Below are 26428 nucleotides of genomic sequence, written 5' to 3' on the forward strand. Positions count from 1 at the left end.
AGGCCGCCAGGTGATGACTGGGTTGATAGGCCGGGTGTGGAAGCCTTGTGAGGGGTGGAGCTGACCGGTACTAATAGGCCGAGGGCTTGTCCGCCGTGGATGCTGGGTGCTCGCGCATGCTGTTTTTGCCTGGCCGGCTGCTGCTGTTGTGGTGGTTGGTTGGGTGTTCTTGGTTTTCCTGCGCACCTGTCTGGTGTTTGTGGTGGGTGTGTGGGTGTGTGGTTTGCGGTGGTGATAGCGGGAGGGTCACACCCGGTCCCTTTTCGAACCCGGTCGTTAAGCCTCTTTGCGCCGATGGTACTGCCTTCATGGTGGGGGTGGGAGAGTAGGTTGCTGCCGCATTTTTTGTTGGGGGGTTCCGTTTCGTGCGGAACCCCCCATTTTTTATGCCCGGAATCAGGGGCATGCCCGTCGCTATCGCTCCTTCCGCACGGCCTCGTCAGCCATCTTCGTGTCTCTTTTCCGGAACGTTCGCCGCCATTATGCGCTGGTAATGCGGGCAGCTCGCGATGTCCTCAGCCGTGCAGGTCAGCGCACACTCCAGCAGATACTTCGCGGCCTCCGCCTTTGCGATACGAGACTCCAATTCGGCGACACGCGCCTTCATCACCGCATTCCGTTTGACAGGGCCCGGCGCGTTCAGGAGCGTGCGGATCTGTTCGAGTCCGAGTCCTGCTTCCTTGCAGCGCAGGATGATCGCCACGCGCGTTGCGTCCCCGGCCGTATAGCAGCGCCGACCGTTCGCGCGGCGCTCGGGGGTAAGCAGCCCAGCGGCTTCCCAGTGGCGCAGTACGTGGGTGGCCAGGCCGAAGCGCGCGGCGAGTTCGCCGATACCGGATCTTGAGGCCTCGAAGGAGGCCGGGCCTTCCTGGGCAGGCGAGCTTGACTTCATGTCGACATTAACTCGCAGGCTTGTCCCCCTGACAAGCCTCGCGCCGCACCGGGCGCCCGGGGCCCGCGCCTCACGCGGGAGCAGAGAATGAGCGATGATCACAGCCCTACCGGCGCCGCCGGTACCGGCGCCACCCCGACCACGGGTCCACCCGCCCCGCCGCACCGGCGCCCCGGTGGCGGGGACGACCACGGCAATGGACCTTCCAGCGGCCTGAGGACCAGGCTGGACGCCTTCGACGACCTCCCCGACGCTGTCGCACTGCGGCGCCGGTCCTACCAACTGCTCGGGCTCGGCGCGGGAGACTCCGTCGTCGACGCCGGATGCGGAGCGGGCCGAGCGGTAGGCGAGATAGCCGCGATCATCGCAGGCAGAGGCGGCTCGGTCGTCGGGATCGACCTCGACGAGGACATGATCGCGACTGCTCGGCTCCGGTGCCCCGAAGCGGACTTCCATGTGGGTGACGCGAACGCGCTGTCCCTGGACGACTCCTCCGTCACCGCCTATCGCGCTGACAAGGTGCTGCACGCCCTCACCGACCCTGCCGCCGCCCTCGCCGAGGCGCACCGCGTGCTCAGGCCGGGCGGCCGCATCGTTCTGGTCGGGCAGGAGTGGGACGGCTGCCTGGTCGACGCGGAAAGCCGCGATCTCACGTTGCGGATCACTCGTGCCTGGGCCGACGCGCTCCCCTCCCCTGGCAGCGCGCGTGCGTTTCCCCGGCTGCTGCGCCAGGTGGGCTTCAGCCGTGTCGAGGTCGAGGCCAGGTGTGCGCTCTTCACCGGCCGGGCGTTCCTTCCTCCGCTCATCGGCGCCGCCCGCGCGGCAGTCGACTCGGGAGCGGTCGCCCCGGCCGACGCACAGGCGTGGCTGGAGGATCAGCAGCGCCGCATGGGCTCCGGCAACTTCCTGGCGGCAGCGCCGTTCATCCTCGCATCGGCACGCAAACCCTGACGCCGCGGTCTCCAGGCGCCGCACGCTGTCCAGGGTGCCCGGCGGCGTCCCGGAGCAGGCGCACCGATGCCGCTTGCCGCTGTTGTGCTGAAAACACCGCGCCGGCCCGGAGATGCTCCGAACCGGCGCGCGGGCTGTTCTGTGGACAGCCGGTCAATGCATACTGCCGCTCGAACCGGCGCAGCGGCCTCAGTCGGCCGGCGCCTCCTCCGTGTCCGCTTCGCGGTCGGCGGCCTCGACCTCCTCGCGGGAGACGCCGAGAAGGTAGACGATGGTGTCCAGGTAGGGGACGCTGACCGAGGTGTCGGCCTGCTCGCGCACCACCGGCTTGGCGTTGAAGGCCACGCCCAGCCCGGCCGTCTGCAGCATGTCGAGGTCGTTGGCGCCGTCGCCGATGGCCACCGTCTGGTTCAGCGGCACGCCCGCCTCGCCCGCGAAGCGGCGCAGCGCCTCCGCCTTGCCCTGCCGGTCGACGATGGGGCCCACCAGTTGCCCGGTGAGCTTGCCGTCGACGATCTCCAGCGTGTTGGCCATCGAGTAGTCGATCTCCAGCCGCTCCACCAGCGCGTCGGTGACCTGAGCGAAGCCGCCGCTGACGATCGCGCACTCGTATCCCAGCCGCTTGAGTGTGCGCACGAGGGTGCGGGCCCCCGGTGCGAGCACCAGCTTCTCGCGTACTTCGTCCACCGCGGAGGCGTCCAGCCCCTTGAGCAGGGCGACGCGGCGGCGCAGCGAGTCCTCGAAGTCGAGCTCGCCGCGCATGGCCTCCTCTGTCACACGGGCGACCTCTTCGGCGCAGCCGGCGTGCTCGGCGAGGAGCTCGATCACTTCGCCCTGGATCAGTGTGGAGTCGACGTCCATCACGATCAGGTGCTTGCCCCGGCGGTGCAGACCGCTGGTCTGGAGCGCCACGTCGATCGACTGGGTCGCGGCCTCCATGGACAGGTCGCCGCGCAGCCGCTCGGGGTCGGCACCCGAGATGTCCAGCTCGATCGAGGTGACGGGGTAGCTGGCCAGGCGCTCGATGCGCTCGATGTTGGCTCCGGCCCGGGCGACGCACGAGGCGATCGCGCCGAGGGCACCCGGGCGAAGGGGGTCGGCCAGGACGGTGACGTGCAACTGCTCGGCGGACGCGGCGGTGACGCGCCCGTTCCCGTTTGAGAACTCGACGTCCATGTCGAGGTCGATGCAGGTCTTGTCGACGGCGCTGCGGATCTCCGTGAAGACCCGGTCGTGGCTCACGCCGGGGGCGACGCTCTCGTCGACGGTCACGAGTGCGCTGAGGACGAGACGTCCTCCCACGACGACCTGCTCGAGGTCGACGAGGATCACAGGGAACACGGACAGGGTGCTGAGCAACCGCGCGCTGACGCCTGGGCGGTCGCGGCCGGTCACCGTTACCAGGAGCGTGGTGTGATCATTCATGGCGCCAACCACGGTACTCGCCCGACTTTTCGGGCGTGCGGGCAGGGCCGCGGCCAGCACCCCAACGTTCACTTGACGCTCACCGTCCAGTAGGCGTGCAGGTCATCAGGCGTCACCGGTCCTTCTTCCGCTTGCGCTTGGGCCGCTTGGCCTTGACCTCGATACCGCCGAGCATGCAGGTACCCGTAAGCCGGATAACGGGATAATTCGGATCAGTGACCGCGTCGGTGCCGTGCATGCTCGTGCCACCGAGAATGCCTGCTGTGTTGTTCACCACCCGCACCCCGTGGGGCACGGTGATCTCCAGGCCGCCGAGGATGACGGCGCACTGGATGGTGACCTCGCGCTGGGACAGCACCGCCTCGCGCAGGTCCAGCTCGACCCCGCCGCAGAGCACCGAGATGTTCGTGCGCGGCTCGACCAGCCAGCGGCCCTTGCGCTCGGCTCCTCCGAACACGGCGACGATGTTCTCGCGGCCGGTGCTCTCGGTCGCCATGCGCCGGGCCTCCTCGGTCGCGGCGGACATCGGGGAGTTCCGGTCGCCGCCGAGATCGGCCTCGCTGGGCAGGGGGAGGTCGCGGGTGATCTCGGTGAGGTCGCCGACGGTCTTGGCCCGGTACAGGGCGTCGATCCGCTCTTCATGCTCGGCCTGTGTCAGACGCCCTTCGGCGACCGCCTCGCGCAGCCGCTCGGATACGCGGTCGCGGTCGGCGTCGGAGGCGCGGATGTGTTCGGGTTCCATGGCGGGTGGCCGTCCCTCTGCTGTCTTCCCTCGTCGTCTTCGCGTGGCGCCGCCGTGCGGCCGCCCGCCGGCTCAGCGGCAGCCGTGCCGACGTTTGCGCTTGGCGGACTTGGGCTCCTTGGTCCTGGCCTCAACGGCCGAGAGCCAGGAGGACCCGGTGATCACCACCGTAGGCGCACCGGGGTCGTCCGCCTGGTCGGTACGCACGCTGGTGGCGCTCAGGACCTCCGAGACCCGGTTGACCACGCGCACCCCCGGCGGCACGATGACCTCCAGGCTGCCGAGCGCGAGCGCCACCTGGACGTTGACCTCTCCCGCGGAGAGCACAGCGGAGCGCATGTCCAGCACGGCGCTACCCAGCAGCACGGTGACGTTGGTGCGCGGCTCGACCAGCCAGCGGCCCTTGCGCTCGGCATGGGCGAGGACCGTGCGGATGTTCTCGGTCTCGTCGGGCGAGCGAACCAGGTCACCGGGCGGATGCCCTGCTGCCGCCTTCCCGGGCAGGTCGGACGTGAGCGGGGCGAGCTCGCCCAAGGTTCGCGCGGAGTATGCGGCGTCCATGCGCTCACTGTGCTCGTCGTGACTGAGCCGGCCCTCGCTCAGCGCCGAGGCGAGAAGCTCGGCTACGCGGTCGCGGTCGGCGTCTGAGGCCCGCAGGTGCTCCGGGCCCGCTGCTGGTGGGGAAACCGTCTCGTTCATAGCCCGAGTATCGGCGCCGGCCGCCGCGCCGCGAATCCGGTGACGTCCCTGGCTTTCCCCTGATGTTCCCGGCGGTGTCCCCGGGGTCGGCGGGAACTGGGGCCCGACCTGCCTGGGAGGGTGCCCTTCACTCGGCGGCGGCGCCGTAAGCGGCGACCCGGGCGCGGCGCACCGCGCTGTCGAGCATGCGCAGCGCGTCGCGTCGGGACTGCATCTGCCCGGCGCTGAGCCCGCGCCCCTCGTCGTCGCCCGCCAGGCGCACCACGACGGCCAGACGGTCGGCCTGGGCCGCGAGCCGGTGCGCGCGTTGCGGGTAGCCGGGTGCCAGGCCGCCGGCGGGCGCGCGGTCGGCGTCGCGCAGGTCGGCCAGCGCGCGGGTGACCTCCGGTCCCCAGGAGGAGATGTCGTCGACCTGCCCGAACAGCGCCGCCGACTCGCGGATGGCCGACTGCAGCCCGTGCTCGGCGTCGGCCAGCGGTACAGGCTCGGGGTCGGCCGCGGCGGCGGGATAGGGAGTCCAGGACACGCCCAGGTAGGAGGACCCTCGCCGGTCCTCGCTGGGAACCAGGCCGATGCGCGTCTCCGCCAGCCGCAGTAGCACTGCCTCGCGTGCGTCGAGGGCCGCCTTGTTCAGCTCGTTGCCTCCGACCAGGCCGAGCGGGTCGCCGGGGACGGGTAGGCAGAGCCGGAAGGCGCTCAGCCCGCGGGGGCGCAGGCGGGCCAGCGCGGAGCGCAGCGCCGCGCCCTGCTCGAAAGGCAGGCCGTCGGCCACCTCGCCGACGACGTGCGGCCCGGTGTCCCGTTCGACCGCGCCGACGGCGTCGTCGAGCCCGGCCCGGCCCGCGAGCCAGGCGTTGCCCCACGCGACGAGCTGTGCGGATGAGAGTTCTCGCAGCATCGGGTTCAGCCTAGATGCCCTGGATCGGTGGGCGCAGCGTGAGCGGCGTCCAGTAGGTTCGCATCGGTGGGGGCCGCCGCCGCCGGGCTCCCGGATGTGCCGCAGGGCCGCGGTCCCGGCCCCGCGCGGCCGTACAGCGGCGGGCGGGCGGCTCGAATCCCCGATCCCCTGTATGACGACGGAGAGAGTGCGATGAACGGCCAGGTGCTGCGCATGAGCGGCGTGACGGTGCGCCGCGGCGATGCGGAACTGCTTCGCGACGTGGAGTGGACCGTCGAGGAGGACGAACGCTGGGCGGTCCTCGGTCCCAACGGTGCGGGCAAGACCTCGCTGCTGAGCGTGGCGGCCGCGCAGCTGGCGCCGGGCGCCGGCACGGCCGAGGTCCTCGGCGAGCCGCTGGCCGAAGCCGACGCGACCGAGCTGCGCAGCCTCGTGGGCTTCGCCGGTTCCGCGGTGGCCAACCGCGTCCCCGACTCCATGACGTCCCTCGACCTGGTCGTCAGCGCCGCCTACGGCTACGTGGGCCGCTTCGGCGAGGAGTACGGCACCGTCGACTACGCCCGCGGGCGGGCGCTGCTGGCGCGCTGGGGTGCGGGCCGCCTGGCCGACCGGCGCTACGGCACCCTGTCCGAGGGCGAGCGCAAGCGGGTGCTGATCGCACGCGCGCTGATGGCCGACCCCGAGCTGCTGCTGCTCGACGAGCCCGCTGCGGGTTTGGACCTGGGCGGTCGCGAGGACCTGCTGGCCCGGCTCGCCGCGCTGGCCGGCGACATCGACTCCCCGGCGCTGGTGATCGTGTCGCACCATGTCGAGGAGATCCCGGCGGGGTTCACCCACGTGCTGATGATGCGCGACGGGAGGGTCACGGCTTCCGGCCCGGTGGAGGAAGCCATGACGGGAGAGAACCTGAGCGAGACGTTCGGGCTGCCGCTGAAGGTGGAGCACGACGGCGAGCGGTGGCGCGCCCGCGCGGTCTGAACCCCGACGGCGAGACGGGGCCGACCGCCCTCGCCGACCGACCTGGACAGGCCCGATCGGCGGATCCGGATGGCCGCAAAGGAGGGCGCTGTCCGCATGCGGCCAGGTGGTGACGGTTTGGTGCAAGGTCACCGGGCTCTTCTGGGGACGGGCGGGTACATCCGCCTTATGATCGCCGCGTGTGCCGGTGGCCGTGCCGCCCGCGCACGGGCCGCCGCCGGCCGGGCGCCGCGGCGGCCGCGCACTGACCGCCTGTGTCCCCCCTGACAGGAGAGCCGGAGCCGCCCCGATGGGAACCATCGTCATCATCCTGCTGATCTTCGTCGCCATCCTGGCCGTGATCGGCTGGCGAAGCGTCCGTATCGTCCCGCAGGCCATGGCCGACGTCGTGGAGCGGTTCGGCGGCTACCACCGCACCCTCAGCTCCGGATTCAACATCGTGGTCCCGTTCGTCGACCACGTCCGCGAGCGCATCGACCTGCGCGTCCAGGTGGTCAGCTTCCCGCCGCAGGCCGCCATCACCCAGGACAACCTGTCGGTCAACGTCGACACCGCGGTCTACGTCCGGGTCACCGACCCCTACAACGCCACATACCGAGTCGCCAGCTTCATCCAGGCGGTCGAGCAGCTGGCCTCGGCGACGCTGCGCAACGTCGTCGGCGGGATGGACCTGGAGCAGACCCTGACCTCGCGCGACCAGATCAACCGCGAGCTGCGCGCGGTCCTGGACGAGGCCACGGCCGAGTGGGGCATCGAGGTCAGCCGGGTCGAGCTGAAGGCCATCGAGCCCCCGGAGTCCGTCCAGGAGGCCATGGAGAAGCAGATGCGCGCCGACCGCGACAAGCGTGCGGAGGTCCTCAGCGCCGAAGGCCAGAAGCAGTCGGCGATCCTGCGCGCCGAAGGTGAGCAGTCCGCCGCGGTGCTGAGCGCCCAGGGCGCCGCCGACGCCGAGAAGGTCCGGGCGAAGGCCGAGGCCGAGGCGATGACCGTGCGCGCCCGCGGCGAGGCGGATGCGATCACCATGGTCGCCAGGGCACTGAAGGCCGGCGACGTCAGCCAGGAGGTCCTGGCTTACCAGTACCTGCAGAAACTCCCGGAGATCGCGCGCGGCGACGCCAACAAGGTGTGGATCGTGCCCAGCGAGATGGGCAGGGCGCTGGAAGGCATCGGCGGTGTGTTCGAGCGGGTCCGCGAGGCCGGGGCCGGTTCCCCGTCCGAGGCCGCTGCCGCCGCCCCGGACCCCAACGGGACCGTGTCCGAGCGGCGCCTGCAGAGCTGAGGCGCCCGCGGGCACCGCTCGGCTGCACTATGAGCGGGTCGGGGGCGGCCGCCCTGGAGGACCCGCTCCCGGGGGCCTGGAGGTCCCCGCCGCCTCCCCTCGGCTTCCGGGGGAAGCGCCGGGGACTTCCGCCGCCGGTCGCAGCCTGCGAGTCGGCGCCTTCGCGGATGCGCCGCGAAGGCGCGGGCGGCAGCGGGGGTGCGGCGGGCCGGATCAGCCCCGCGGCCGAGCCGCCCGCCTACCCCCTCCGCGCGCGGTCGGGCTCACCGCTCGGCCCCGGCCGGGGCCTTGGCGGCGAACGCGGAGTCCTGGAGCCAGCCTTCCCCTGCCGTCTCCGAGTTCTCCCGCTCGTAGCGTGCCCGTGCGGCCGTCAGCAGATCCCACCACGAGGTGACATCAGGACGCCGCCGCAGCAGGGCCCGGCGCTCGCGTTCGGTCATCCCTCCCCAGACCCCGAACTCGATGCGGCCGTCCAGAGCCTCGGCCAGGCACTCGGTGCGCACCGGGCAGCCGCGGCAGATCAGCTTGGCGCGGTTCTGCGCGGCGCCCTGGACGAACAGCGCGTCGGGGTCGACCTCGCGGCACAGTGCGCGGGTCGTCATCTCTGCAGTCCACATGTTGCCCCACTCCCAAGATCACATGTGTGTCGGATGCGCCGGCGGGCGCGGTCGCCGGCGCGGGATTCGGTGAGGGCGGACACGGCCGGGAACGAGTCCCGCTCGCGGGTCCGAACAGGGGGTCGGCTCGTCGCGGCGGGCCGGGGTTTCGGCTCGCTATGTCCTACCTCACCGCTGTGGTTGAAACTACGGACCGGCGGAGACGACCGACAGGCCCCATTGGACCCATTTCTGATATAGCCCGAGTGGGCCATAGCCAAGTGGACGAAAACTTGCAACACGTTCAGTCGCCGATCCGATACTGCGCGGGATGCAGCGAGGTCGGAGGTGTGGGGGCGGTATACGGGGCGATCGGGGGCATGGGCTCGATGTGACGGAGGGCGCGTTCCGGACCGACGCCTCGACGGGGTGCGCCGCGTAGACTGTATGCAGTGGACGTCGAGTTCGGCCAGGTCAGCGGCCTCATCCGGCGGTCCACGCGGCGTGTGGAGCCGGTCCGCCGACAGTGCGCTCCCGCCGCTGCTCGCGCACCCGTCGTGAAAGGTGTCCATTGAGTCCGTGGGAGGCGCTTGCCATTCTGCTGGCGGGTATCGGCGCCGGCGGGGTCAACGCGGTCGTAGGGTCCGGGACCCTCTTCACCTTCCCCGTGCTGCTCGCCTTCGGCTATCCGCCGGTGACCGCGTCGATCTCCAACAGCATCGGCCTTGCGCCGGGCGCGCTCACCGGCACGTTCGGCTACCGGCGCGAGCTGCGCGGCCAGGGCCGCCGCGTGGTGCGGCTGGCCGCGATGTCCTGCCTGGGGGCCGTCACCGGCGGAGTGCTGCTGCTGAACCTGCCCTCCGAGGTCTTCGAGCGCGTGGTTCCGGTTCTCATCGGCCTCGCCTGCGTGCTCATCGTCGTCCAGCCGCGCATCGCCGCCTGGCTGCGCAAGCGCAGGGACACCCGATCGAGGCGCGGCCCGCTGCTGCCGCTGGGCGTCTACGCCGCCGGCACCTACGGCGGCTATTTCGCCGCCGCGCAGGGGATCGTGCTGATCAGCATCCTGGGCACCGCACTGGACGACGACATGCAGCGCGTCAACGCGCTGAAGAATGCGCTCGCCGCCACGGTCAACGCGACGGCGGCGGTCTTCTACATCACGTTCGGCTCGCCGTCGTGGCCGGCGGCGGCGCTGATCGCGGCCGGGTCGATCATCGGCGGCTACACCGGCGCGCGCCTGGGCCGCAAGCTCAAGCCCTTCGCGCTGCGGGGGCTGGTCGTGGCCGTCGGTCTGACAGCGGCCGCCCAGCTCGTCCTCGAGCAGTTCTGACAGGCCGGCGGGCGAAACCGGCGCCGGGGGGCGCGGGCGCGCGGCGCACCGCCTTTCTGCGCCCTTTCAGCCGGACGCCAGGTACCCGCGGCGCTCCGCGTCCTCGACCAGCGCCATCGCATAGGAGCCCAGCGCCTCCGAGCCCTCGGCGATGACCTTCACCCTCTCCGCGACCTGCGAGCGGGTCACGCCGTGCCGGACCCACGTGCCGCCTTCGGTGTGCCAGTTGGCCAGCATCGGCGCCAGCCGGTCGATCGCCTTGGCGAAGCGCGCCTCGGGGGTCGCGTGCTCCTCGAACTCCTCCCACAGCGCGCGCGTGCGCTGCGCCTGGTCGTCGGGCAGCAGCGCGAAGATGCGGTCGGCCGCGGCGCGCTCCCGCTCTGGCTGGGAGCCCGCCTGGTGGGTGTCGTAGATGAACGTGTCACCGGCGTCGATCTCGACGATGTCATGCAGCACCAGCATCTCGACCACCCGGTCGATGTCGGTGCCGTCCGGCGCGTACTCGGCGAACACGCGGGCGGCCAGCGCGAGGTGCCAGGAGTGCTCGGCGTCGTTCTCGCGGCGCGAGCCGTCGACCAGCATGTTGCGCCGAAGGATGCGCTTCAGCTTGTCGGTTTCCAGGATGAACCGGAGCTGGGACGTGAGCCGTTCGTGATCGACGCCGCTGGCAAACACCGGTGCCGGTTCCGTCACGTAGTCGCCCTCCTCGCAACAATGGATCGTCACGTTGAAACCAGGGAGTTCTCCCGGCCGCCATGGGGATGATCCCATGCAACGGCGGTCGACTGACGCCGGAGCATCCGAAAATCGAGACTGCATGGAGCGGCGAGTGAACGCACGGCCACGGCTCATCGTCATCGGCGGCGACGCGGCGGGGATGAGCGCCGCCTCGCAGGCGCGGCGGCTGCGAGGCGCGGAGGATCTGGAGATCCTCGCCCTGGAGCGCGGACCCCACACATCGTACTCGGCATGCGGAATCCCTTATCTGGTCGGCAAGACGGTACCGAGTCCCGAGGAGTTGATCTCGCGCGACCCCGCGACTTTCCGCCGCGACCACGGCATCGACGTGCGCACGTCGACCGAGGTCGAGGAGATCGACCTCGACCGTCGAACGGTCACCGCCCGCACTGCCGGCGCGAAGGCGCGCGAGGAGCCGTTCGACCGGTTGATGGTGGCAACCGGAGCCGTTCCGGTGCGGCCCGACCTGCCGGGGATGGATGCGCCCGGCGTGTTCGGCGTGCAGACGCTCTCCGACGGGATCGCCGTGCGCGACTTCCTCGACACCGAGCGGCCGGGCACCGCGGTGGTGGTCGGCGGGGGCTACATCGGCCTGGAGATGGCCGAGGCGTTCGTGCAGCGCGGTATGCGGGTGCACCTCGTCGAGGCGGCGCCGGAACCCATGACCACCCTCGACCCCGGTATGGGGCGCCTGGTGCGCGACGCACTGGTGACGATGGGCGTGGACGTGCACCTGGAGGAGCCGGTCACCGGGATCGAGACCGCCGCTGACGGGCGGGCCAGTGCGGTCGTCACCGATCGCGCGAGCTACCGGGCCGGCATCGTCGTGCTCGGACTCGGTGTGCGGCCCGGCAGCGACCTGGCGCGCGCGGCCGGAATCGCGATCGGCCCCACCGGCGGCGTCTCCGTGGACCCCCGGATGCGCACCTCCGCCGAGGGGGTGTGGGCTGCGGGCGACTGCGTGCAGAGCCTGCACCGGGTCTCTCAGGAGTCCGTGTCCATCGCCTTGGGCACCCACGCCAACAAGCAGGGGCGCGTGGCCGGGACCAACATCGGCGGCGGCTACGCGCGCTTCGGCGGCGTGCTGGGGACGGCGATCAGCAAGGTGTGCGGGCTGGAGGTGGCAAGGACCGGGCTGAACGAGGCCGAGGCCGAGCGTGCGGGGTTCGAGTTCGAGACCGCGACGCTGGAGTCCACGACGCGGGCCGGCTACTACCCCGGAGCGGCGACGATGACGTTGAAGCTGCTGGCCGAACGCCGATCGCGGCGGCTGCTGGGCGCGCAGATCGTGGGGTGGGAGAACGCCGGCAAGCGCATCGACGTGCTGGCCGCCGCACTGTGGAACGGCATGCCCGTGGACGACGTGGCGGCGATGGACCTCGGTTATGCGCCGCCGTTCTCACCGGTCTGGGACCCCGTTCTGATCACCGCCCGCAAGCTGGCCGAGACCATGTGAGCAGGCCGAGACCGTGGGAGGGCTCTCCGCCGGTCGCGCGAGCCGGCGGCAACCGCGCCCCGCGTGCCGGCGCGCCGTCCGGCTCAGCTCAGCCGGACGGTCGCCTCGGTCGGCGAGGCGAGCGGGAGATGGGTGTGGAACCACTCGACCAGGGCGCGGTCGGCCAGCACGTTGCCCGGTGCCGGCGGCCCCGGCTGCAAGCCCGGCTCGGGGCCCATGGTGTGCGCCAGGTCGGGGACCTCGATGTGCCGCAGAGCCTGGGCGGGGTAGTGGGCGGCCAGCGCGTCGTGGAGGGCGCGGGTGCGCTCGGGCTCGATGACGTCGTCCTGCTGGCCGCTGACGATCAGCAGGGGCGGCTGGGGCCGGCGGGCGGCGAGGTCGCCGGCGCGGGCCGAGAAGTCCAGCCAGGCGGCGACCTCGCGGGAGGTGTCGTTCCAGGTGTAGGGGATGCCCAGCCGCCGTTCGCGTGCGGAGAGCACGGCCCGGGGGTCGATGATCGGGTTGACGGCTCCGGCGGCGGCGATCGGCAGCCGGCTCTCCGCCAGCGCCAGCAGCGCCGCGGCGCCGCCGGCCCCCACGCCCATCACCCCGACGGAGGAGTCGGCGACGGGGAAGCGCTCCCGGAGCTCGCTGACCGCGCGGGGGATCTCGGCGGCCGCCTGCTCGACGACGGGCCCGTACAGCTCGATCAGGTAGTCGGCCTGTCCGCGCCGGTTGACCTCGGCGACCCCGCCCTCGGGCAGGCGCGCGCCGAACATCGGAAGTCCGAGGTAGAAGCGCCAGGCGGGCAGTGAGGCCAACGGCAGGGTGCCCGCCAAGGCGGCCTCACTGCGCGGCGGCTCGAACGCATGCAGCGCGACGACCATGGGCGCGTGGTCGGCGGCGACCGCGGGCGGTACCGCGACGAAGGGGATTCCGGCCGCTGTGCCGGTGGTCGGCTGTGTGGGGGTGCTGTCGGCTCGCACTGAAGGCTCCTCCCGTATTCGGATGCCGAAAGCCGTCGTGGCGATCTGGACCGACCTCATTCGTGCTGAGCATGCATGTCGCAGCCTAGTTCAGCCGAAGTGATGGCCGAGGTAGTTCCGCAGCAGGATCTTGGCCTCCTCGATGAGGCGCGGGTCGCCTTCGGCGTCACTGCGGAACGCCAGCTTGAGGACCGCATCAGCCGCCTCCACGGCCACGGTCACCGCCCGGTCCAGGCCCTCGCTCTCGCCGGCGCCGCCCACCGAGGTGAGCAGTTGGCGGATGCGGGTGGCGATGACGCGGTTGTTCTCGGTCGCGGAGTCCAGCAGGCGGGTGTCGACCACGTCGCCGAAGTGCAGACTGCGGAACCCGGGAACGGTGCGGTGCATCTCCAGGTACTCGTCGATGATCGCATCCGCCGCTCGGGTCCAGTGACCGTGGTCGCCTGTAGCGAGGCGTTCGCGTACCCGCGCGGTGAAGAGGTCGAGGTAGCGCAGCCCCAGCGCCTGGGTGATGGCCCGCTTGTCCGGGAAGAACTGGTACACCGAGCCGATCGCCACCCCCGCGCGCTCGGCGATGCGGGTCGTCGACAGTTCGCTGTAGCCGCCCTCGTCGAGCAGTTCGGCGCAGGCGTCGAGCATGCGCTGCACGCGGACCATGCTGCGCTGCTGGGCCGGGAGTCTGCGCAGCGGGGCGCGGGACAGCGAGGTGGCCACAGAGTCGAGGGATCCGCCCTGGGCCGCTGCGGGCGCCTCGGCGCCGTCGTCGGCGCGGCCGTTCGGCGATGGCGTGTGCGGGCAGGAGGCGCCGCGAGTGGAAGTGGTCATCACGCACCTTCTGACTCGGCCCTGTGGGGGCGCGGTTCCCATGGAACGCCGACATCGGGGCCTTGATCGTCCGTATGGCCGGATACGGCCAGCCGTGCGGGCGCGGTCGAATGTGACGGATCGTCGTCAGAGGCCACCCCCGCGACTTGGAGACGGGCCCGCGGCTGAGTAGCGTCTCCGGAATGGATCTCCCGACACTCGCCTCCGACTTCGAGGCGTTCATCCAAGAACTCCCCAAAGTCGAACTGCACGTGCATCTTGAAGGGTCCATGCAGCCGGCCACGCTGCTGGAGCTCGCCCGCAAGCACGGCGTCGCCGATGTCCCCGGCTCGCTGGAGGAGGTCCGCGACTGGTACCTCTTCCGGGACTTCCCGCACTTCATCGAGGTCTATCTGGCTTCGGTGCAGACCCTGGTCGACGAGGAGGACTTCGCGCTGCTGGCGGCCGACGCCGCCGCCCGGCTCGCCGCGCAGAACGTCCGCTACGCCGAGGTGCACGTCAGCCTCTATGCCCACCTGATGCGCGGCGTGTCCGCGCGCACCGTCTTCGCCGGGATCGAGGCGGCGCGTACCGAGGCCGAGCGCCGGCACGGCATCAGGCTCCGCTGGATCCCGGACTTCCCCGGCGACTACGGGGTGGACAAGGGCGAGCAGACGCTGGACGCCGTCCTGGCAGAGGGGCCCGAGAGCGTCGTCGGGTTCGGCGTGGGCGGCGTCGAGGTCCCGCTGGGACCGATGGCCGAGCTGTTCGCCAGAGCCCGGGCGGCCGGACTCCACAGCCTGCCCCACGCCGGGGAGATCGGCGGTCCCGAGCGGGTGGGCGAGGCCCTGGACCTGCTGCGTGCCGAGCGGATCGGCCACGGGATCACCTGCATGCGCGACTACGCGCTCGTCGAGCGGCTCCGCGAGGAGGCCGTTCCGCTGGACGTGTCCCCCACCTCCAACCTGCGCACCGGCGCCGTAGCCGAGATCTGGGAGCACCCGCTGCCGCGCATGCTGGAGGCCGGGTTGGTGGTCACCCTGAACAGCGACGACCCCCCGATGTTCGGGACCGACCTGACCAACGAGTACCGCACCGCCGCCCAGCTGGGACTGGGCGCCGAGGGTCTCGCGGCGCTGGCGCGCAACGGCGTGGCGGCCTCGTTCCTGGAGGAGCCGGCCAAGCGGGTGCTGATCGCGGAGATCGACACGGTGCTGGCCGGCCACACCCACACCCTGTAGGCGCAGCGCCGCGGCGGCGCCGGGCCGCGCCGCGCGTCCGCGGCGGGCACCGAGCGGCGGTGCGGGGCTATCCGGCCTCGGCCTGCTCCTCTTCGCCCTCCTGGCCTTCGGGGGCCGGGGCGAGTCCCACGCCGCACTGGGAGCGGAACGACTCCCAGGTGGCGCGCGCGTCCTCGGCGGCAGCGCCTTCGTACAGCACCGGGACGCCGCCCTGGATCTGCCCGGGCTTCCACTCGTCGCCGATCACCTCTCCGTCCTGGAAGGTGAGTTCGAGCACGCCGGTCTCGGCGGTGGGGCCGCTGTAGTTGTAGAAGGCGAAGTTGCCAAGGCCGTAGTGGACGTAGGTGTCGCCGAGGTAGCCGCCGGGGGAGAGCACGTGGGCGTGCCCGCCGACCACGGCGTCGGCGCCGGCGTCGGCGAGCTCCTGGGCCAGTCCGGGGGCGTGCGCCTTGGGGCAGTGGTCGCCCTCCAGTCCCCAGTGCAGGTAGGTGATGACGGTGTCGGCCTCCTCGGCGGCCGCCGAGACCGCCTCGACCAGGCGGCTGCGCATCTCGTTCTTGGCCGAGGCGAGCCCGGGCTTGCCGGGGCCGGCGGTCCAGGCGGAGATGAGGTGGTCGTCGAGGACGTCGGCGGCGCCGACGACCGCGACCTTGCCGCCTTCGGTGTCGAAGACGTGCGGCGCGTAGGCCTCCTCCTCGCTCTGGCCGGCGCCGACGACGGGGAACCCGGCTTCCTCCGCGCCGGCGAGGGTGTCCTGGAGCCCGGTCGTGCCGTAGTCCATGCCGTGGTTGTTGGCGACGGAGGCGACGTCGACTCCGGCCGACTCCAGTGCGGTGAAGGTGGTCTGCGGTGCTCGGAAGACGAACTGCTTGCCGGGCGCGGGCGTGCCGCCGTCGGTGACGGCGGTCTCCAGGTTCACCACGGCCAGGTCGGCCGCCGAAAGGGTCTCGGAGATGCCGCCGAGGGCGGCGGCGGGGTCGGAGTCCAGGCGCTGGCGCAGCTCTCCCTCGAAGTGCACGTCGCCGCCGATGGCTACGGTGATCGGCGCGCTCTTCTCGGGGGAGGGCGAGGCCTCCGGCGAGGACGGCGCGCCGTCGCCGGCCGGCTTCCCGGAGTCGTCGGGTTCGGTCGAGCCCGACGAGCAGGCGGCCAGCAGTGCGAGCACGGCCATGGCGGCGCCTGCGCGTACGGAGGCGAGGACCGCCGGGGTAGGGGTCGAGGAGTCGTAGGGCATTCGGCGCTCCAAGTGTGGGGGCGGCAGCGTGTTGCGGGGCGGGGGTGCCGTCACGGAGCGGGCGCGACCGCAGGGCTGATTCCCGATGTCCGGAGAACGGAGCCATGGCGAGGATACGGGGCGGGGGTCACGCCGCTGCATCCGTCTGCGGGAATCGGTTGTTACGCAGAGTTCCCTCATCCTTCTCCGGTGTGAAGTGCTGTGGTCGGCGTGTCGGGGAACTCCAGGTCACCGATGGGCCTGCCGGTTGCCTGGAGCGCGTCAGTTTCTTGAATCATTCCAGTTTGTGGCTTAGGGTCGCCGCATGGACAACGTCGCCGACGATCTCCGTTCGGCCGGACTCAGGGTCACCGCGGCACGGGTGGCCATCCTGGATCACGTTCGGTCCGGCAACCACCTCGACGCCGAGCGCATTGCGCGCGGAGTGCGGGGCTCGCTCGGCCATGTCTCCACCCAGGCGGTCTACGACGCGCTGCATGCGCTGACCAAGGCCGGCCTGCTCCGGCGGATCGAGCCCGCGGGCTCGCCCGCGCGCTTCGAGTCGCGGGTCGGGGACAACCATCACCACCTGGTCTGCCGCTCGTGCGGTGAGGTCGCCGACATCGACTGCGTGGTGGGCGAGGCTCCCTGCGTGGAGCCGTCTGAGACGCACGGCTACGCGGTCGACGAAGCCGAGGTGGTGTTCTGGGGCGTCTGTCCGCAATGCCAGGCACAGGCGGCGGGATCCGGGGGCGGTGAGCCCGCGCAGACCGAGTCCGGCGGCTGACCCGCCCGAGCCGGGACCCTGCGTCGCAGAGGGCGCGGCGGGCTCGGCCCGGCCGTAGCCGAGGCCTCTTCACGCATTTCCAGCATTTTTCGAAAGGTGCGAGCAGTTGAGCGTTCCCTACAGCACGGACGATGCCGGTCACCCGGCTCCCAGCGATGGATTGTCGCAGTCGGTAGGCCCCAACGGGCCGCTGCTGCTCCAGGACCACTTCCTGATCCAGAAGATGGCCCACTTCAACCGCGAGCGCGTGCCCGAGCGCGTCGTGCACGCCAAGGGCGGCGGCGCTTTCGGTGAGATGGAGATCACCGAGGACGTCAGCCGGTACACCTCGGCCGACCTGTTCCAGAAGGGCAGGAAGACGCCGCTGCTGCTGCGCTTCTCGACCGTGGCCGGCGAGCTGGGTAGCGCCGACAGCGCCCGTGACCCGCGCGGCTTCGCGCTGAAGTTCTACACCGAGCACGGCAACTACGACATCGTCGGCAACAACACGCCGATCTTCTTCATCCGCGACCCCTCGAAGTTCTCCGACTTCATCCACTCGCAGAAGCGCCGCGCCGACAACCAGCTGCGCGACAACAACATGCAGTGGGACTTCTGGACGCTCAACCCCGAGTCGGCCCACCAGGTGTCGTTCCTGATGACCGATCGCGGCACGCCCAAGACCTGGCGCCACATGAACGGCTACGGCAGCCACACGTTCCTCTGGTACAACGCCGAAGGCGAGAAGTTCTGGGTGAAGTACCACTTCAAGACCGACCAGGGCGCCGAGAACCTGGACGCCGACAAGGCGAAGGCCCTGGAGGCCGCCGACCCGGACGCGCACCGCCGCGACCTGTGGGAGTCCATCAAGAAGGGCGACTTCCCGTCCTGGACCGTCAAGGTGCAGATCATGCCCTTCGACGATGCGGTGAACTACCGGTTCAACCCGTTCGACCTGACCAAGGTGTGGCCGCACGGCGACTACCCCGAGATCACCATCGGGAAGTTCACGCTGAACCGCAACCCCTCGAACTACTTCGCCGAGATCGAGCAGGCTGCGTTCGAGCCGTCCAACCTGGTGCCCGGCATCGGCGGCAGCCCGGACAAGATGCTCCAGGGACGGCTGTTCTCCTACCCCGACACCCACCGCTACCGCATCGGCCCCAACTACCTGCAGCTGCCGGTCAACCAGCCCAAGGTCGCGACCCGCAGCTACAACCTCGACGGGCCGATGACCTACAGCAACAACGCCGACCCGGTGTACGCGCCCAACACCGCGGGCGGGGCGGTCTCGGCCAACGAGCTCTACGAGGGCGAGGGCTACCACGTCTCCGGCGAAATGGTGCGCTCGGCCTACGAGCTGCACAAGGAGGACGACGACTTCGGCCAGGCGCGCACGCTCTGGGAGAAGGTCCTCACCGACACCGAGCGCACCAGCATGGTGGGCAACATCGTCGGCCACGCCTCGGCACCCGAGGTCACCGACGACATGAAGAAGCGCGTGGTCGAGTACTGGACCAACGTCCACCCCGACCTCGGCGTCGGCGTGGCCAAGGGCCTGGGCGTGCAGGCCTGAGCTCCGTCCGGCTCTGGCCGTAGCGCAAGGTCGCGGGGTCCCGGTGGGAACCGGGCGCCGCGGCCCTCCGCCCCGGGGCGGTCCGCGCGGTACCCGCAGGGTGCCGCCGGGCCGTCCCGGGGCTTTCTGCTGTTAGGGGCGGATGCTCGCCGCCCGTGAACATGCTGGCGAAGGTTCAATGCCTGTTGATCCTTCTTTGGATCGTCCAAACGAAATGAACGGAATTCCCGATTTCGTTAATGGAATCCGCTCGCTGGAGCCGATTGTCCGTCCAGGTGGCGGTTTGGAGTCGATATCCAAGTTGTCGGGAATCGGGGGTTTTTGGGCGAGTCGTTGCCAGGGAAACTCGGGATCCTGTTCATCTTCCACTGATCGCGGACTGATCGTCCTTAGATATTTTGGTCTCTGACCTGGTGTTTCGTGATGTCGTCGGGGTGTGTATGCGACCTGATTCAGGGTGCGGCACTTCTCTTGGGAAAAACCACAAGCGGGCGGAGGAAAGCTGTTAGTGTTGTCTATCGGCGGCGCGGCGAAACCGGCCCCGGCACTTCTCGGGACGGCGCCGTCCGGCTGCCGTCGGCGCGCGGGCATGCGTATTCCCGTGCTGTCCGCTCTTTTTTCGATGGCGGCGGCAACCTGCTGTCCCCTTCGGGGCGGTGGATCACTACCCCGCCTTCGGTGAGGCCTTTGCCCCGAAAGAACACCATCCGTATTCGCGTCTGCGAAAGGTCATGCCTGAACATGCGCAAGCATCTCTCCACCTCCGTGTCCGCCACGCTGCTGGCCGTCGGCCTGGTCGGCGCGGCCCCGGCGACCGCCTTCGCCGGACCTGAGACCGACGGCTCGGGCGGGGTCGCCTCCGGTAACCAGATCAACGTCCCTGCTGACGTCGAGGCCGAGCTGTGCGGCAACGCGCTGTCCGTCCTTGGCATCTCACAGGCCGACTGCACGCGTGTCTCGGAGATCCTGTACGCGGCCAGCGACGAAGGGCAGTCGTCGCCCCAGACCGACGGGTCGAACGGTGCGGCCGCGGGTAACCAGATCAATATGCCGGTCGACGCGGCTGTCGACATCTGCGGCAACTCCGCGGCCATCGGCGGTATCTCCAAGGCCGACTGCACCACCGTGGTCAACAAGCTGGCAGACGAATCCGAGGGCGGGGGGTCCCCGCAGACCGACGGGTCGAGCGGTGTGGCCTCCGGCAACCAGATCAACATTCCTGTGGACGTCGCACTGGACGTGTGCGGCAACTCGATCGACGTGCTGGGCGCCTCGGAGGCCGAGTGCACCACTGTGGTGAAGGCCGTCGAGAAGTCCTCCGACGACGAGGGCAGCGAGGGCGGGGGGTCCCCGCAGACCGACGGGTCGAGCGGTGTGGCCTCCGGCAACCAGGTCAACGTCCCCGTTGACGCCGCGGTGGACATCTGCGGCAACGCCGTCGGGGTGTTGGGAGTGGCCGAGGGCGAGTGCCTGGAGAAGATCAGCCACGACGAGGGCGGCGACGAGCCGGGTGACGACGGTGAGGACGGCGGCGACGAGCCGGGTGACGATGGTGAGGACGGCGGCGACGAGCCGGGTGACGACGGTGAGGACGGCGGCGACAAGCCCGGTGACGACGGCGACGAGGCGCCCTCGCCCGAGCAGCCCGGCGAGGACAGCACGCCTGATGACAAGAACGCTCCCGAAGGCAGCGACACCGGCGCTTCCGGCGGACTGCCGCTGACCGGCCCGGCCCTGGGCGGCCTCGTCGCCGCCGCCGTGGCAGCCATCGGCGGCGGTGGCGCCGCGATGGCGTTCAGCCGCCGCCGCAAGGCCGCCGCGGCCGTCGCCGACGACGACGCCGCGGGCGCCGAGGAGTAGCGGCGAGCGGTCGCGGGCGCATCCGCCCCGAGCGGCCGCGTACGGACGCCGCCCCGCAGTGAGCCGGGGCGCAGCGAGCAGCCCAGGCGCTGCGCGGGGGGCGCGAACCCTCCGCGCAGCGCCTTCGTGTTTCGGGGGAGAAGAGGTCCGGGCGTGCGGTACGGCGCGCTCGGGCTCGGGCGGCCGTCTCTCGTTCGCCCGGCGGCGGTTTCGCGGGGCGGATACGCGCAGGTGGGTGACGGTGACCCGCTGACCGCAGGTGCCACGGCTCCTATAGCCTCGAAAACGTGCTCCGCATCCTGCTGTCGCCGCGCATGCTGGCGTTCCACGCGCTGGTGGCGCTGATCGTGCCCAGCTTCATCTGGCTCGGGTTCTGGCAGCTCCACCGGTGGGAGGACAAGTCCGCCGCAGTCGCTCTGCAGGAGGAGAACATGGCTTCGGCGGCCGTCCCGGCGGACCGGCTCACCTCGCCGGGGGAGGACGTCTCGGCCGCCGAGCAGTGGCGCCGGGTCACCGCTACCGGGCACTACGACGCCGAGCACGAGCTGCTCGTGCGCAACCGCGACGGATCCGGCGGGGTGGGCCTGCACGTGCTGACACCGCTGGTCACCGACGGAGGTACGGCCCTGCTGGTCAACCGCGGCTGGATCGAGCAGCCGCCCACGGCCACGGCCCGGCCGGACGTGCCCGCGCCCCCCGAAGGGCAGGTGACGGTCACCGGGCGGCTGCGGTTCAGCGAGACGGAGGAGAGCACCGGCATCCGCGTGCGGGGCGGCCTGCCCGAGGGCCAGGTCATGCTCATCGACGTGGACCGGATCGCCGGCGACCTGCCTTATCCCGTCTACGGCGGCTACGCCGAGCTGACCGAGCAGCGCCCCGAAGGCGCCGAACACCCCGAGGCCGTGCCTTCACCCGAGATGAACACGGGGATGAACCTCTCCTATGCCGTTCAGTGGTGGGTGTTCACCCTGATCGCGGTGGGCGGATGGGTCTTCCTCATGCGCCGGGAGGTGGCCGAGGCCCGCAGCGGCGGCGGGGGAACGGAGGACTCCGGATCGGGCTCGGGGGCCGACAGTCCGGGCGGGGACGGCGCCGACGGCAGGGGACCGGACGGCGGCGCCCCGGGCCGGGCGCCGGAAACCGGCCTCCGCGAGGCGGCGACCGCGGCTGAGGCCCCGCCCGGGGCCGGGACGAAGGCGCCGGACGAGACCCGCGCCGAACGGCGGTCCCCGAACGCCGACGCCCGGTCGTAGCTCCGCGCAACCGGGCACGATTCAGGGGGCGCCCGGCTGCGGCCCGGGCCCGAATCCCGCACGGCGGCAGTGGCAGGATCGGAGTATGAGCGAAGACGGGGGAGCGCCCGGTGTCCACCGCGTTACACGTCGCGCGGGCAAGCCGCGTGTGGTGGGAGCACGCGGCCGACGAGTACCAGGCCGAGCACGGCGGGTTCCTGCGCGACACCGGCTTCGTGTGGGGGCCCGAAGGGCTCGTCGAGGCCGACGCGGGCTTGCTGGGACCGGTGGATGAGCTGCGCGGCGCCCGGGTGCTGGAGCTGGGCTGCGGTGCCGGCCAGTGCTCGCGGTGGCTGCGCACCCACGGGGTCGAGCACGTCGTGGGCGTCGACGTCTCGCACCGCCAGCTCCAGCACGCGCGCCGGATTGACGAGCAGACCGGCGTGGAGGTGGCGACCGCCCAGACCGACGTCCAGAGTCTGCCGTTCGCAGCGGGCGCCTTCGACCTTGTGTGCTCCGCCTTCGGCGGCCTGCCGTTCGTGCCCGACGCCGGCGCGGCGCTCACCGAGGCCGCTCGCGTGCTGAGGCCGGGCGGGCGGCTGGTGTTCTCGGTGAGCCACCCCATGCGCTGGTGCTTTCCCGACGAGCCGGGCGAACGCGGCCTGACCGCCGAGCAGTCCTACTTCGACCGCCGCGCCTACGTCGAAGAGGACGCCGCCGGACGGGCGCTCTACGTCGAGCACCACCACACCACAGGCGACTGGGTCCGCGCCATCGCGTCTGCCGACCTGGTCCTGCGCGACCTGGTGGAACCGGAGTGGCCCGGGTCCAACCAGCAGACCTGGGGCGGCTGGAGCCCTCTGCGCGGCCGCCTCTTCCCCGGAACCGCGATCTTCGCGGCCGCGAAACCGGAACGGCGGGCCGCGGGCGGCCTGTAGCAGACCCCGCCCCGCCTGAAGTCGGCATACGGGCCCGTTCATCCGGGCACCCGGGCCGATCCACGCACGCCCGGTCGTCCGCCCGCCCCGCTCAGGCGGTGGAGCCGCCTCCGCCGGCGAAGGCGGTTGCGGTGGTGCGCAGGGCCTGGGGGTCGATGGCGGCGCCGGCGAGGATGCGGTGGGCGGTCGCGTCGGGAACGCGGAGGATGCCGAGGAGGACGTGGCCGCTGTTGATGGACTTGTCGTTGTTCTCCAAGGCGGCGCGCAGCGACTGCTCCAGGGCCTTCTTCGCCCGCGGGGAGAGCCGAGTGCGCCCGCCGCCCACGCTGTCGTGCAGCCGCTGCAGCAGACCGTGCCCGAGCCGGCGGGCTTCTCCGGGCGCCGCCGCCGTATCGGCCGGCTTCGGCGCCGCGAGGAGTCGGACGGCGTCGCGCAGAGACGCGGCGTCGGCGCCGTGCTGGTGCAGGGCGCGGTGTCCGGCTCCGGTGGGTTCGGCGAGCACCGCCAGCAGGAGATGCTCTGTGCCGATGCGTTCGTGGCCGGTCGCCCGGACCTCTTCATGGCTGTGTCGCACGACCTCCCGTGCGTCTCGGGTGAACCGCTCGAACATCTCTTCCGCCCGCCTCTCCGACACGGTGGCTCGACGGGCCGTGTCGCCCGCCCGATTGTCAACATACGTTGACCTCCGCGCATTGTCAATTAAAGTTGACGTACGGGCGAGCTCCGGTACCGCCTGATTCCCGGCACCGGCTCAACGCCAAGCCGCCGGCACTGGCTCCAACTCCTAGACCGCTTCCCCCGCCGCGGCATCTCCCGAAGCCTTCACCTCCTCCTCCACCACCTCCACCGCCTTGTCCACGTCGGCGGGCGTGGTGGACAGGTGGAAGCAGAACCGCACGCGTCCAGCCCGTTCGGAGGCGATCACGCCGGCACGGGCGAGCCGGTCGGCGCTGCCGGGCGGCAGCGCCAGGGACACGATCGCCGAGTCCGCCGAGCCACCGCGCTCCAGGCCGAGCCGGGTCTTGAAGCGCGCCGCGAGTGCGAGGTTGTGGCGATGGACGGCTTCGACGCCGACATCGGCGATGAACTCCAGCGCCGGCGCCTGCCCCACCCACGACGTCCACACAGGCGAGACGTCCAGCCGTCGCGCGTCGGCGGCCAGGCGCAGCGGACCGCCGTAGACCGAGTCCCAGACCTTTGCCCCGGCGTACCAGCCCGCCGCCAGCGGAGGCAGGTCGGCCAGGGCCTCCGGGGTGCCCGCCAGGAAGCACGTGCCGCGCGGCGCGAGCAGCCACTTGTAGCCGCAGGAGACCAGCAGGTCGATCCGATCGGCCGGCAGCGGCAGCCAGCCGGCGGCCTGGGTGGCGTCGACCAGGGTCCGCGCGCCGTTGGCCGCCGCGGCGGCGAGGACGTCCTCCAGCGGTGCGACGGCGCCGTCGGCCGACTGCACCGCCGAAACCGCGACCAGGTCGGTCGTCGGGCGAACGGCGGAGGCCAGGTCGGTCAGCGCGACCAGGCGCACGCGCACTCCGCGCTCCTGCTGGGCCAGCAGCGGGAACAGCAGCGATGAGAAGTCCCCCTCCACGGCGACCACCTCGGCGCCGTCGGGCAGGGAGGCGGCGGCCAGGCCGACGAACTGCGAGGCCTGCGCCCCCACCGCGACGCGCTCGGGCGTCAGCCCCATCAGTCCGGCGAAGGCGGAGCGCGAGGCGCCCACCGCCTCGTCCAGAGCGGAGAGGTCCAGCCGCCCCGCGGCGCGGTCGCGCTCGGCCCGCAGGACGGCCTCGTGCGCGGCGAGCGGCGGCAGGCCGTAGGTGCCGGTGTTGAGGAAGGCGGTCCCGGTGCCCGCCGCGCCGAAATGCCCGGCGATGCCGGCGGGCAGGAAGTCCTCTGCGGAGCCGCCCCGTTCGGCGGCGTCGTGTGTGTCCATGCCACCGATCCTGATCCGCATGGAGCTTAAGGACAATCCGAAGTTTTCCGCATTACCTGCAGAAGAAGTTGATACCTTGCCCGCGTGCCCGAACTCCACCGGTTGCGCGTCCTGCGCGAGGTCGCCCGGCTCGGCTCGATGAGTGCGGCCGCCGCGTCCTTGTCCTACAGCCAGCCCGCGATCTCGCACCACGTTTCGCGGTTGGAGGCCGAAGCCGGGACCCCGCTGGTCGCGCGGCACGCACGAGGGGTGCGGCTCACCGAGGCGGGGCGCATCCTGGCGGACCACGCCGAGAGCGCGCTCGCTGCGCTGGCCGAAGCCGACGAGAAGGTCGCCGCCATCGCAGGTCTGCGCGCCGGGCGGGTCCGCCTGGCCGCGTTCCCGACCGCCGCATCCTCGTTCGTGCCCGATGCGCTGGCGGCCCTGCGCAACCGGGCCGGCGACGTGCGCGGCGCGCTCTCCGAGGCCGAGCCCGCCGAGGCGCTCGCGGCGCTGCGCGCAGGTGAGACCGACATCGCGGTCGCCTTCGACTACGCCGAGACCTCCGGCGACGCCGACATGCGGCTGCGGTTCGTCCCGCTCGCGCGCGACCCCGTCGTGCTCGCGGTCCCTGACGGGCACCCGGCGGCGGGCGGTGAGCCGCCGAGCCTGGCCGACCTCTCCGGTGAGGCGTGGGCGTCGGGATGCCGGCGGTGCCGCGACCACGTGGAGTTCCGATGCAGGGTCGCGGGCTTCCAGCCCCGCGTCGACTTCGCGACCGACCAGTACGTGGCCGTGCAGCGGCTGGTGGCCCGCGGTCTGGCCGTGTCGGCGCTGCCGAATCTGGCGTTCGCCTGCCACAGCGAGCCGGGCGTGGCCCGGATCGCGCTGCCCGAACTCGGCTCGCGCCGAATCTACGCCGCGGTGTCGGCGGGGCCCCAGCCCCCGGCCGTCGCAGCGATGCTGGACGAGCTGGCGACCGCCGCGGGCAGGGTGGATCCGGCGGGCGTTCGGGCGCCCGCGGCCGGCGGCGGCGCGCCTTCCCGCGCGGCCGGCGGCTCCGGAAGCGGATGACCGCGGAACCGGGCCGCCGGCTGCGGGGGCGTGCGGAAGGGGGTCAGTCCTCCGCGGGCTTGCGCAGGTGCTGGATCCAGGCCGGGGGCAGGTTGGCCAGAACGCGCTCGGTGCCGACCCCGTAGCGGTTGACCCACTCCTCGACCACCCAGCCGGACCGCGCCTGCCGCAAGAAGTCCTCGCGGGGGGCGATGACCGCCTTGACCTGCTTGGTGTAAAGGTAGCCGAACAGGGACAGGCGACCGCCGGGACGCAGCACGGAGAAGTAGTACTCCATGATCTCGCGGACCTCTTCGGCCGTGAAGTTCGCAAAGGGGAGCCCGGAGACGATGACGTCGTAGCTGACGTCGGGCCCCATGTCGGTGACCAGCTTCTGGTGCACCGTGGCGCCGTCGGCGATCCCGCTGAGATCGGGGTCGGACGTGAGCTGCTCGGCCAAGCGGCCGGCGAACTCCGGGTTGGACTCGACCAGGTCGATGGTGTCGCCCGCGCGCATGTGCTGGGCGATCACCCGCGAGACGGCCCCCGTGCCGGCGCCCGCCTCCAGGATGTCCAGGGGGGCGGTGGGGTCTTCGCGTTCGTCGATGAACCGTGCCAGCGCGTGTCCGAGAGCGCGGCTGCTGGGAGCCACCGCCCCCGTCGCGCGAAAGGTGCGGACCGCTTGGCGGACGAAGAGTCCGGCGTCGCGGAGACGCGAATCGATTCCGGTGGACTGCAGTGGTTTCTGTGGCGCTGCCATGCCTGAACGGTAGTGCTTATCGCCGCAAGCCGCAGGTTTGCCGGTGGGCGTGTGCGGTGGCCGAAGCGCTGTACAGCGGACCGGGCGGGGCGCGGGGCCCGGCCCCTGTGGACGTTCTCCGCGGTTG

25 protein-coding genes and 2 rRNA genes are annotated in these 26428 nt (G+C 71.5%); 14 read left to right on the plus strand and 13 right to left on the minus strand.

Features of this window, described 5'->3' with window-relative positions; translation table 11 throughout:
- Nucleotides 1-94: ribosomal RNA gene (locus RM446_RS21750) — 23S ribosomal RNA — on the plus strand; the annotation flags it as partial.
- 130 nt (nucleotides 95-224) lie between these two features.
- Nucleotides 225-342: ribosomal RNA gene (rrf, locus tag RM446_RS21755) — 5S ribosomal RNA — on the plus strand.
- Between the two features lie 97 nt (nucleotides 343-439).
- On the opposite strand, the gene RM446_RS21760 is transcribed toward rrf, so the two are convergent.
- Nucleotides 440-892, minus strand: a complete 453-nt coding sequence (locus tag RM446_RS21760) for a MerR family transcriptional regulator (protein ID WP_311547256.1) — start codon at nucleotides 890-892, stop codon at nucleotides 440-442.
- An 87-nt stretch (nucleotides 893-979) separates the two neighbouring features.
- On the opposite strand from RM446_RS21760, the gene RM446_RS21765 reads away from it, so the two are divergent.
- Nucleotides 980-1843: a methyltransferase domain-containing protein gene (locus RM446_RS21765; RefSeq protein ID WP_311547257.1), complete on the plus strand. Its 864-nt coding sequence runs from the start codon at nucleotides 980-982 to the stop codon at nucleotides 1841-1843.
- Between the two features lie 189 nt (nucleotides 1844-2032).
- Here the strand turns inward: RM446_RS21765 and serB are convergent, their stop codons facing one another.
- The 4 genes from serB to RM446_RS21785 form a co-directional block, all read right to left on the minus strand.
- The gene (gene serB / locus RM446_RS21770; RefSeq protein ID WP_311547258.1) at nucleotides 2033-3268 is read right to left on the minus strand and encodes a phosphoserine phosphatase SerB; all 1236 of its coding nucleotides are present in this window, start codon (nucleotides 3266-3268) and stop codon (nucleotides 2033-2035) included.
- A 112-nt stretch (nucleotides 3269-3380) separates the two neighbouring features.
- A complete protein-coding gene (locus RM446_RS21775; protein WP_311547259.1) occupies nucleotides 3381-4010 on the minus strand; it encodes a DUF1707 SHOCT-like domain-containing protein in 630 nt (209 codons plus the stop codon).
- A gap of 72 nt (nucleotides 4011-4082) precedes the next feature.
- The gene (locus RM446_RS21780) at nucleotides 4083-4709 is read right to left on the minus strand and encodes a DUF1707 SHOCT-like domain-containing protein (protein ID WP_311547260.1); all 627 of its coding nucleotides are present in this window, start codon (nucleotides 4707-4709) and stop codon (nucleotides 4083-4085) included.
- Nucleotides 4710-4836: 127 nt separating this feature from the next.
- A complete protein-coding gene (locus RM446_RS21785) occupies nucleotides 4837-5607 on the minus strand; it encodes a hypothetical protein (RefSeq protein ID WP_311547261.1) in 771 nt (256 codons plus the stop codon).
- Nucleotides 5608-5799: 192 nt separating this feature from the next.
- Between RM446_RS21785 and RM446_RS21790 the strand changes: the two genes are divergently transcribed.
- Together RM446_RS21790 and RM446_RS21795 are read left to right on the plus strand one after the other, a co-directional pair.
- Nucleotides 5800-6585, plus strand: coding sequence for an ABC transporter ATP-binding protein (locus RM446_RS21790; RefSeq protein WP_311547262.1), 786 nt, complete (start codon nucleotides 5800-5802; stop codon nucleotides 6583-6585).
- A 289-nt stretch (nucleotides 6586-6874) separates the two neighbouring features.
- Nucleotides 6875-7864: an SPFH domain-containing protein gene (locus RM446_RS21795; protein WP_311547263.1), complete on the plus strand. Its 990-nt coding sequence runs from the start codon at nucleotides 6875-6877 to the stop codon at nucleotides 7862-7864.
- Nucleotides 7865-8127: 263 nt separating this feature from the next.
- On the opposite strand, the gene RM446_RS21800 is transcribed toward RM446_RS21795, so the two are convergent.
- A complete protein-coding gene (locus tag RM446_RS21800; protein ID WP_311547264.1) occupies nucleotides 8128-8481 on the minus strand; it encodes a WhiB family transcriptional regulator in 354 nt (117 codons plus the stop codon).
- Nucleotides 8482-9031: 550 nt separating this feature from the next.
- On the opposite strand from RM446_RS21800, the gene RM446_RS21805 reads away from it, so the two are divergent.
- Nucleotides 9032-9790 (plus strand): sulfite exporter TauE/SafE family protein, encoded by a 759-nt coding sequence (locus RM446_RS21805; RefSeq protein ID WP_311547265.1) that lies wholly within the window; start codon nucleotides 9032-9034, stop codon nucleotides 9788-9790.
- Between the two features lie 66 nt (nucleotides 9791-9856).
- On the opposite strand, the gene RM446_RS21810 is transcribed toward RM446_RS21805, so the two are convergent.
- The gene (locus RM446_RS21810; protein ID WP_311547266.1) at nucleotides 9857-10483 is read right to left on the minus strand and encodes an HD domain-containing protein; all 627 of its coding nucleotides are present in this window, start codon (nucleotides 10481-10483) and stop codon (nucleotides 9857-9859) included.
- A 136-nt stretch (nucleotides 10484-10619) separates the two neighbouring features.
- Here RM446_RS21810 and RM446_RS21815 point away from each other — a divergent pair, with 136 nt between their 5' ends.
- Nucleotides 10620-11984: an FAD-dependent oxidoreductase gene (locus RM446_RS21815; RefSeq protein ID WP_311547267.1), complete on the plus strand. Its 1365-nt coding sequence runs from the start codon at nucleotides 10620-10622 to the stop codon at nucleotides 11982-11984.
- Between the two features lie 83 nt (nucleotides 11985-12067).
- Here RM446_RS21815 and RM446_RS21820 read toward each other — a convergent pair whose 3' ends face one another.
- Both RM446_RS21820 and RM446_RS21825 read right to left on the minus strand, forming a co-directional pair.
- Complete coding sequence (locus RM446_RS21820) at nucleotides 12068-12949, minus strand: prolyl oligopeptidase family serine peptidase (RefSeq protein WP_311547268.1); 882 nt, start codon at nucleotides 12947-12949, stop codon at nucleotides 12068-12070.
- A 90-nt stretch (nucleotides 12950-13039) separates the two neighbouring features.
- Entirely contained in the window at nucleotides 13040-13606 is a 567-nt protein-coding gene (locus tag RM446_RS21825; RefSeq protein WP_311547313.1) for a TetR family transcriptional regulator, read from the minus strand.
- Between the two features lie 350 nt (nucleotides 13607-13956).
- On the opposite strand from RM446_RS21825, the gene add reads away from it, so the two are divergent.
- Nucleotides 13957-14994 carry an adenosine deaminase gene (gene add / locus RM446_RS21830; RefSeq protein WP_311547269.1) on the plus strand — a complete coding sequence of 346 codons (1038 nt, stop codon included), beginning with the start codon at nucleotides 13957-13959 and terminating at the stop codon, nucleotides 14992-14994.
- A 67-nt stretch (nucleotides 14995-15061) separates the two neighbouring features.
- Here the strand turns inward: add and RM446_RS21835 are convergent, their stop codons facing one another.
- Nucleotides 15062-16228 (minus strand): CapA family protein, encoded by a 1167-nt coding sequence (locus tag RM446_RS21835; RefSeq protein WP_311547270.1) that lies wholly within the window; start codon nucleotides 16226-16228, stop codon nucleotides 15062-15064.
- Between the two features lie 304 nt (nucleotides 16229-16532).
- Between RM446_RS21835 and RM446_RS21840 the strand changes: the two genes are divergently transcribed.
- The 5 genes from RM446_RS21840 to RM446_RS21860 all read left to right on the plus strand — a co-directional run bounded on the left by RM446_RS21840 (nucleotide 16533) and on the right by RM446_RS21860 (nucleotide 22579).
- Complete coding sequence (locus RM446_RS21840) at nucleotides 16533-16994, plus strand: Fur family transcriptional regulator (protein ID WP_311547271.1); 462 nt, start codon at nucleotides 16533-16535, stop codon at nucleotides 16992-16994.
- 106 nt (nucleotides 16995-17100) lie between these two features.
- Entirely contained in the window at nucleotides 17101-18549 is a 1449-nt protein-coding gene (locus RM446_RS21845; protein ID WP_311547272.1) for a catalase, read from the plus strand.
- Nucleotides 18550-19290: 741 nt separating this feature from the next.
- Nucleotides 19291-20409 (plus strand): chaplin family protein, encoded by a 1119-nt coding sequence (locus tag RM446_RS21850; protein ID WP_311547273.1) that lies wholly within the window; start codon nucleotides 19291-19293, stop codon nucleotides 20407-20409.
- A gap of 287 nt (nucleotides 20410-20696) precedes the next feature.
- Nucleotides 20697-21662, plus strand: coding sequence for an SURF1 family cytochrome oxidase biogenesis protein (locus RM446_RS21855; RefSeq protein WP_311547274.1), 966 nt, complete (start codon nucleotides 20697-20699; stop codon nucleotides 21660-21662).
- A 110-nt stretch (nucleotides 21663-21772) separates the two neighbouring features.
- Nucleotides 21773-22579, plus strand: coding sequence for a class I SAM-dependent methyltransferase (locus RM446_RS21860; protein ID WP_311547275.1), 807 nt, complete (start codon nucleotides 21773-21775; stop codon nucleotides 22577-22579).
- A 91-nt stretch (nucleotides 22580-22670) separates the two neighbouring features.
- Here the strand turns inward: RM446_RS21860 and RM446_RS21865 are convergent, their stop codons facing one another.
- Both RM446_RS21865 and RM446_RS21870 read right to left on the minus strand, forming a co-directional pair.
- Nucleotides 22671-23153: a Clp protease N-terminal domain-containing protein gene (locus RM446_RS21865; protein ID WP_311547276.1), complete on the minus strand. Its 483-nt coding sequence runs from the start codon at nucleotides 23151-23153 to the stop codon at nucleotides 22671-22673.
- Nucleotides 23154-23363: 210 nt separating this feature from the next.
- Nucleotides 23364-24509 carry an aminotransferase class V-fold PLP-dependent enzyme gene (locus tag RM446_RS21870; RefSeq protein WP_311547277.1) on the minus strand — a complete coding sequence of 382 codons (1146 nt, stop codon included), beginning with the start codon at nucleotides 24507-24509 and terminating at the stop codon, nucleotides 23364-23366.
- 84 nt (nucleotides 24510-24593) lie between these two features.
- Here RM446_RS21870 and RM446_RS21875 point away from each other — a divergent pair, with 84 nt between their 5' ends.
- Nucleotides 24594-25562 carry a LysR family transcriptional regulator gene (locus tag RM446_RS21875; protein WP_311547278.1) on the plus strand — a complete coding sequence of 323 codons (969 nt, stop codon included), beginning with the start codon at nucleotides 24594-24596 and terminating at the stop codon, nucleotides 25560-25562.
- Nucleotides 25563-25605: 43 nt separating this feature from the next.
- On the opposite strand, the gene RM446_RS21880 is transcribed toward RM446_RS21875, so the two are convergent.
- A complete protein-coding gene (locus RM446_RS21880; RefSeq protein ID WP_311547279.1) occupies nucleotides 25606-26301 on the minus strand; it encodes a class I SAM-dependent methyltransferase in 696 nt (231 codons plus the stop codon).
- Nucleotides 26302-26428 lie beyond the last annotated feature (127 nt).

Source organism: Streptomonospora wellingtoniae, from assembly GCF_031845375.1.
GTDB lineage: Bacteria > Actinomycetota > Actinomycetes > Streptosporangiales > Streptosporangiaceae > Streptomonospora > Streptomonospora wellingtoniae.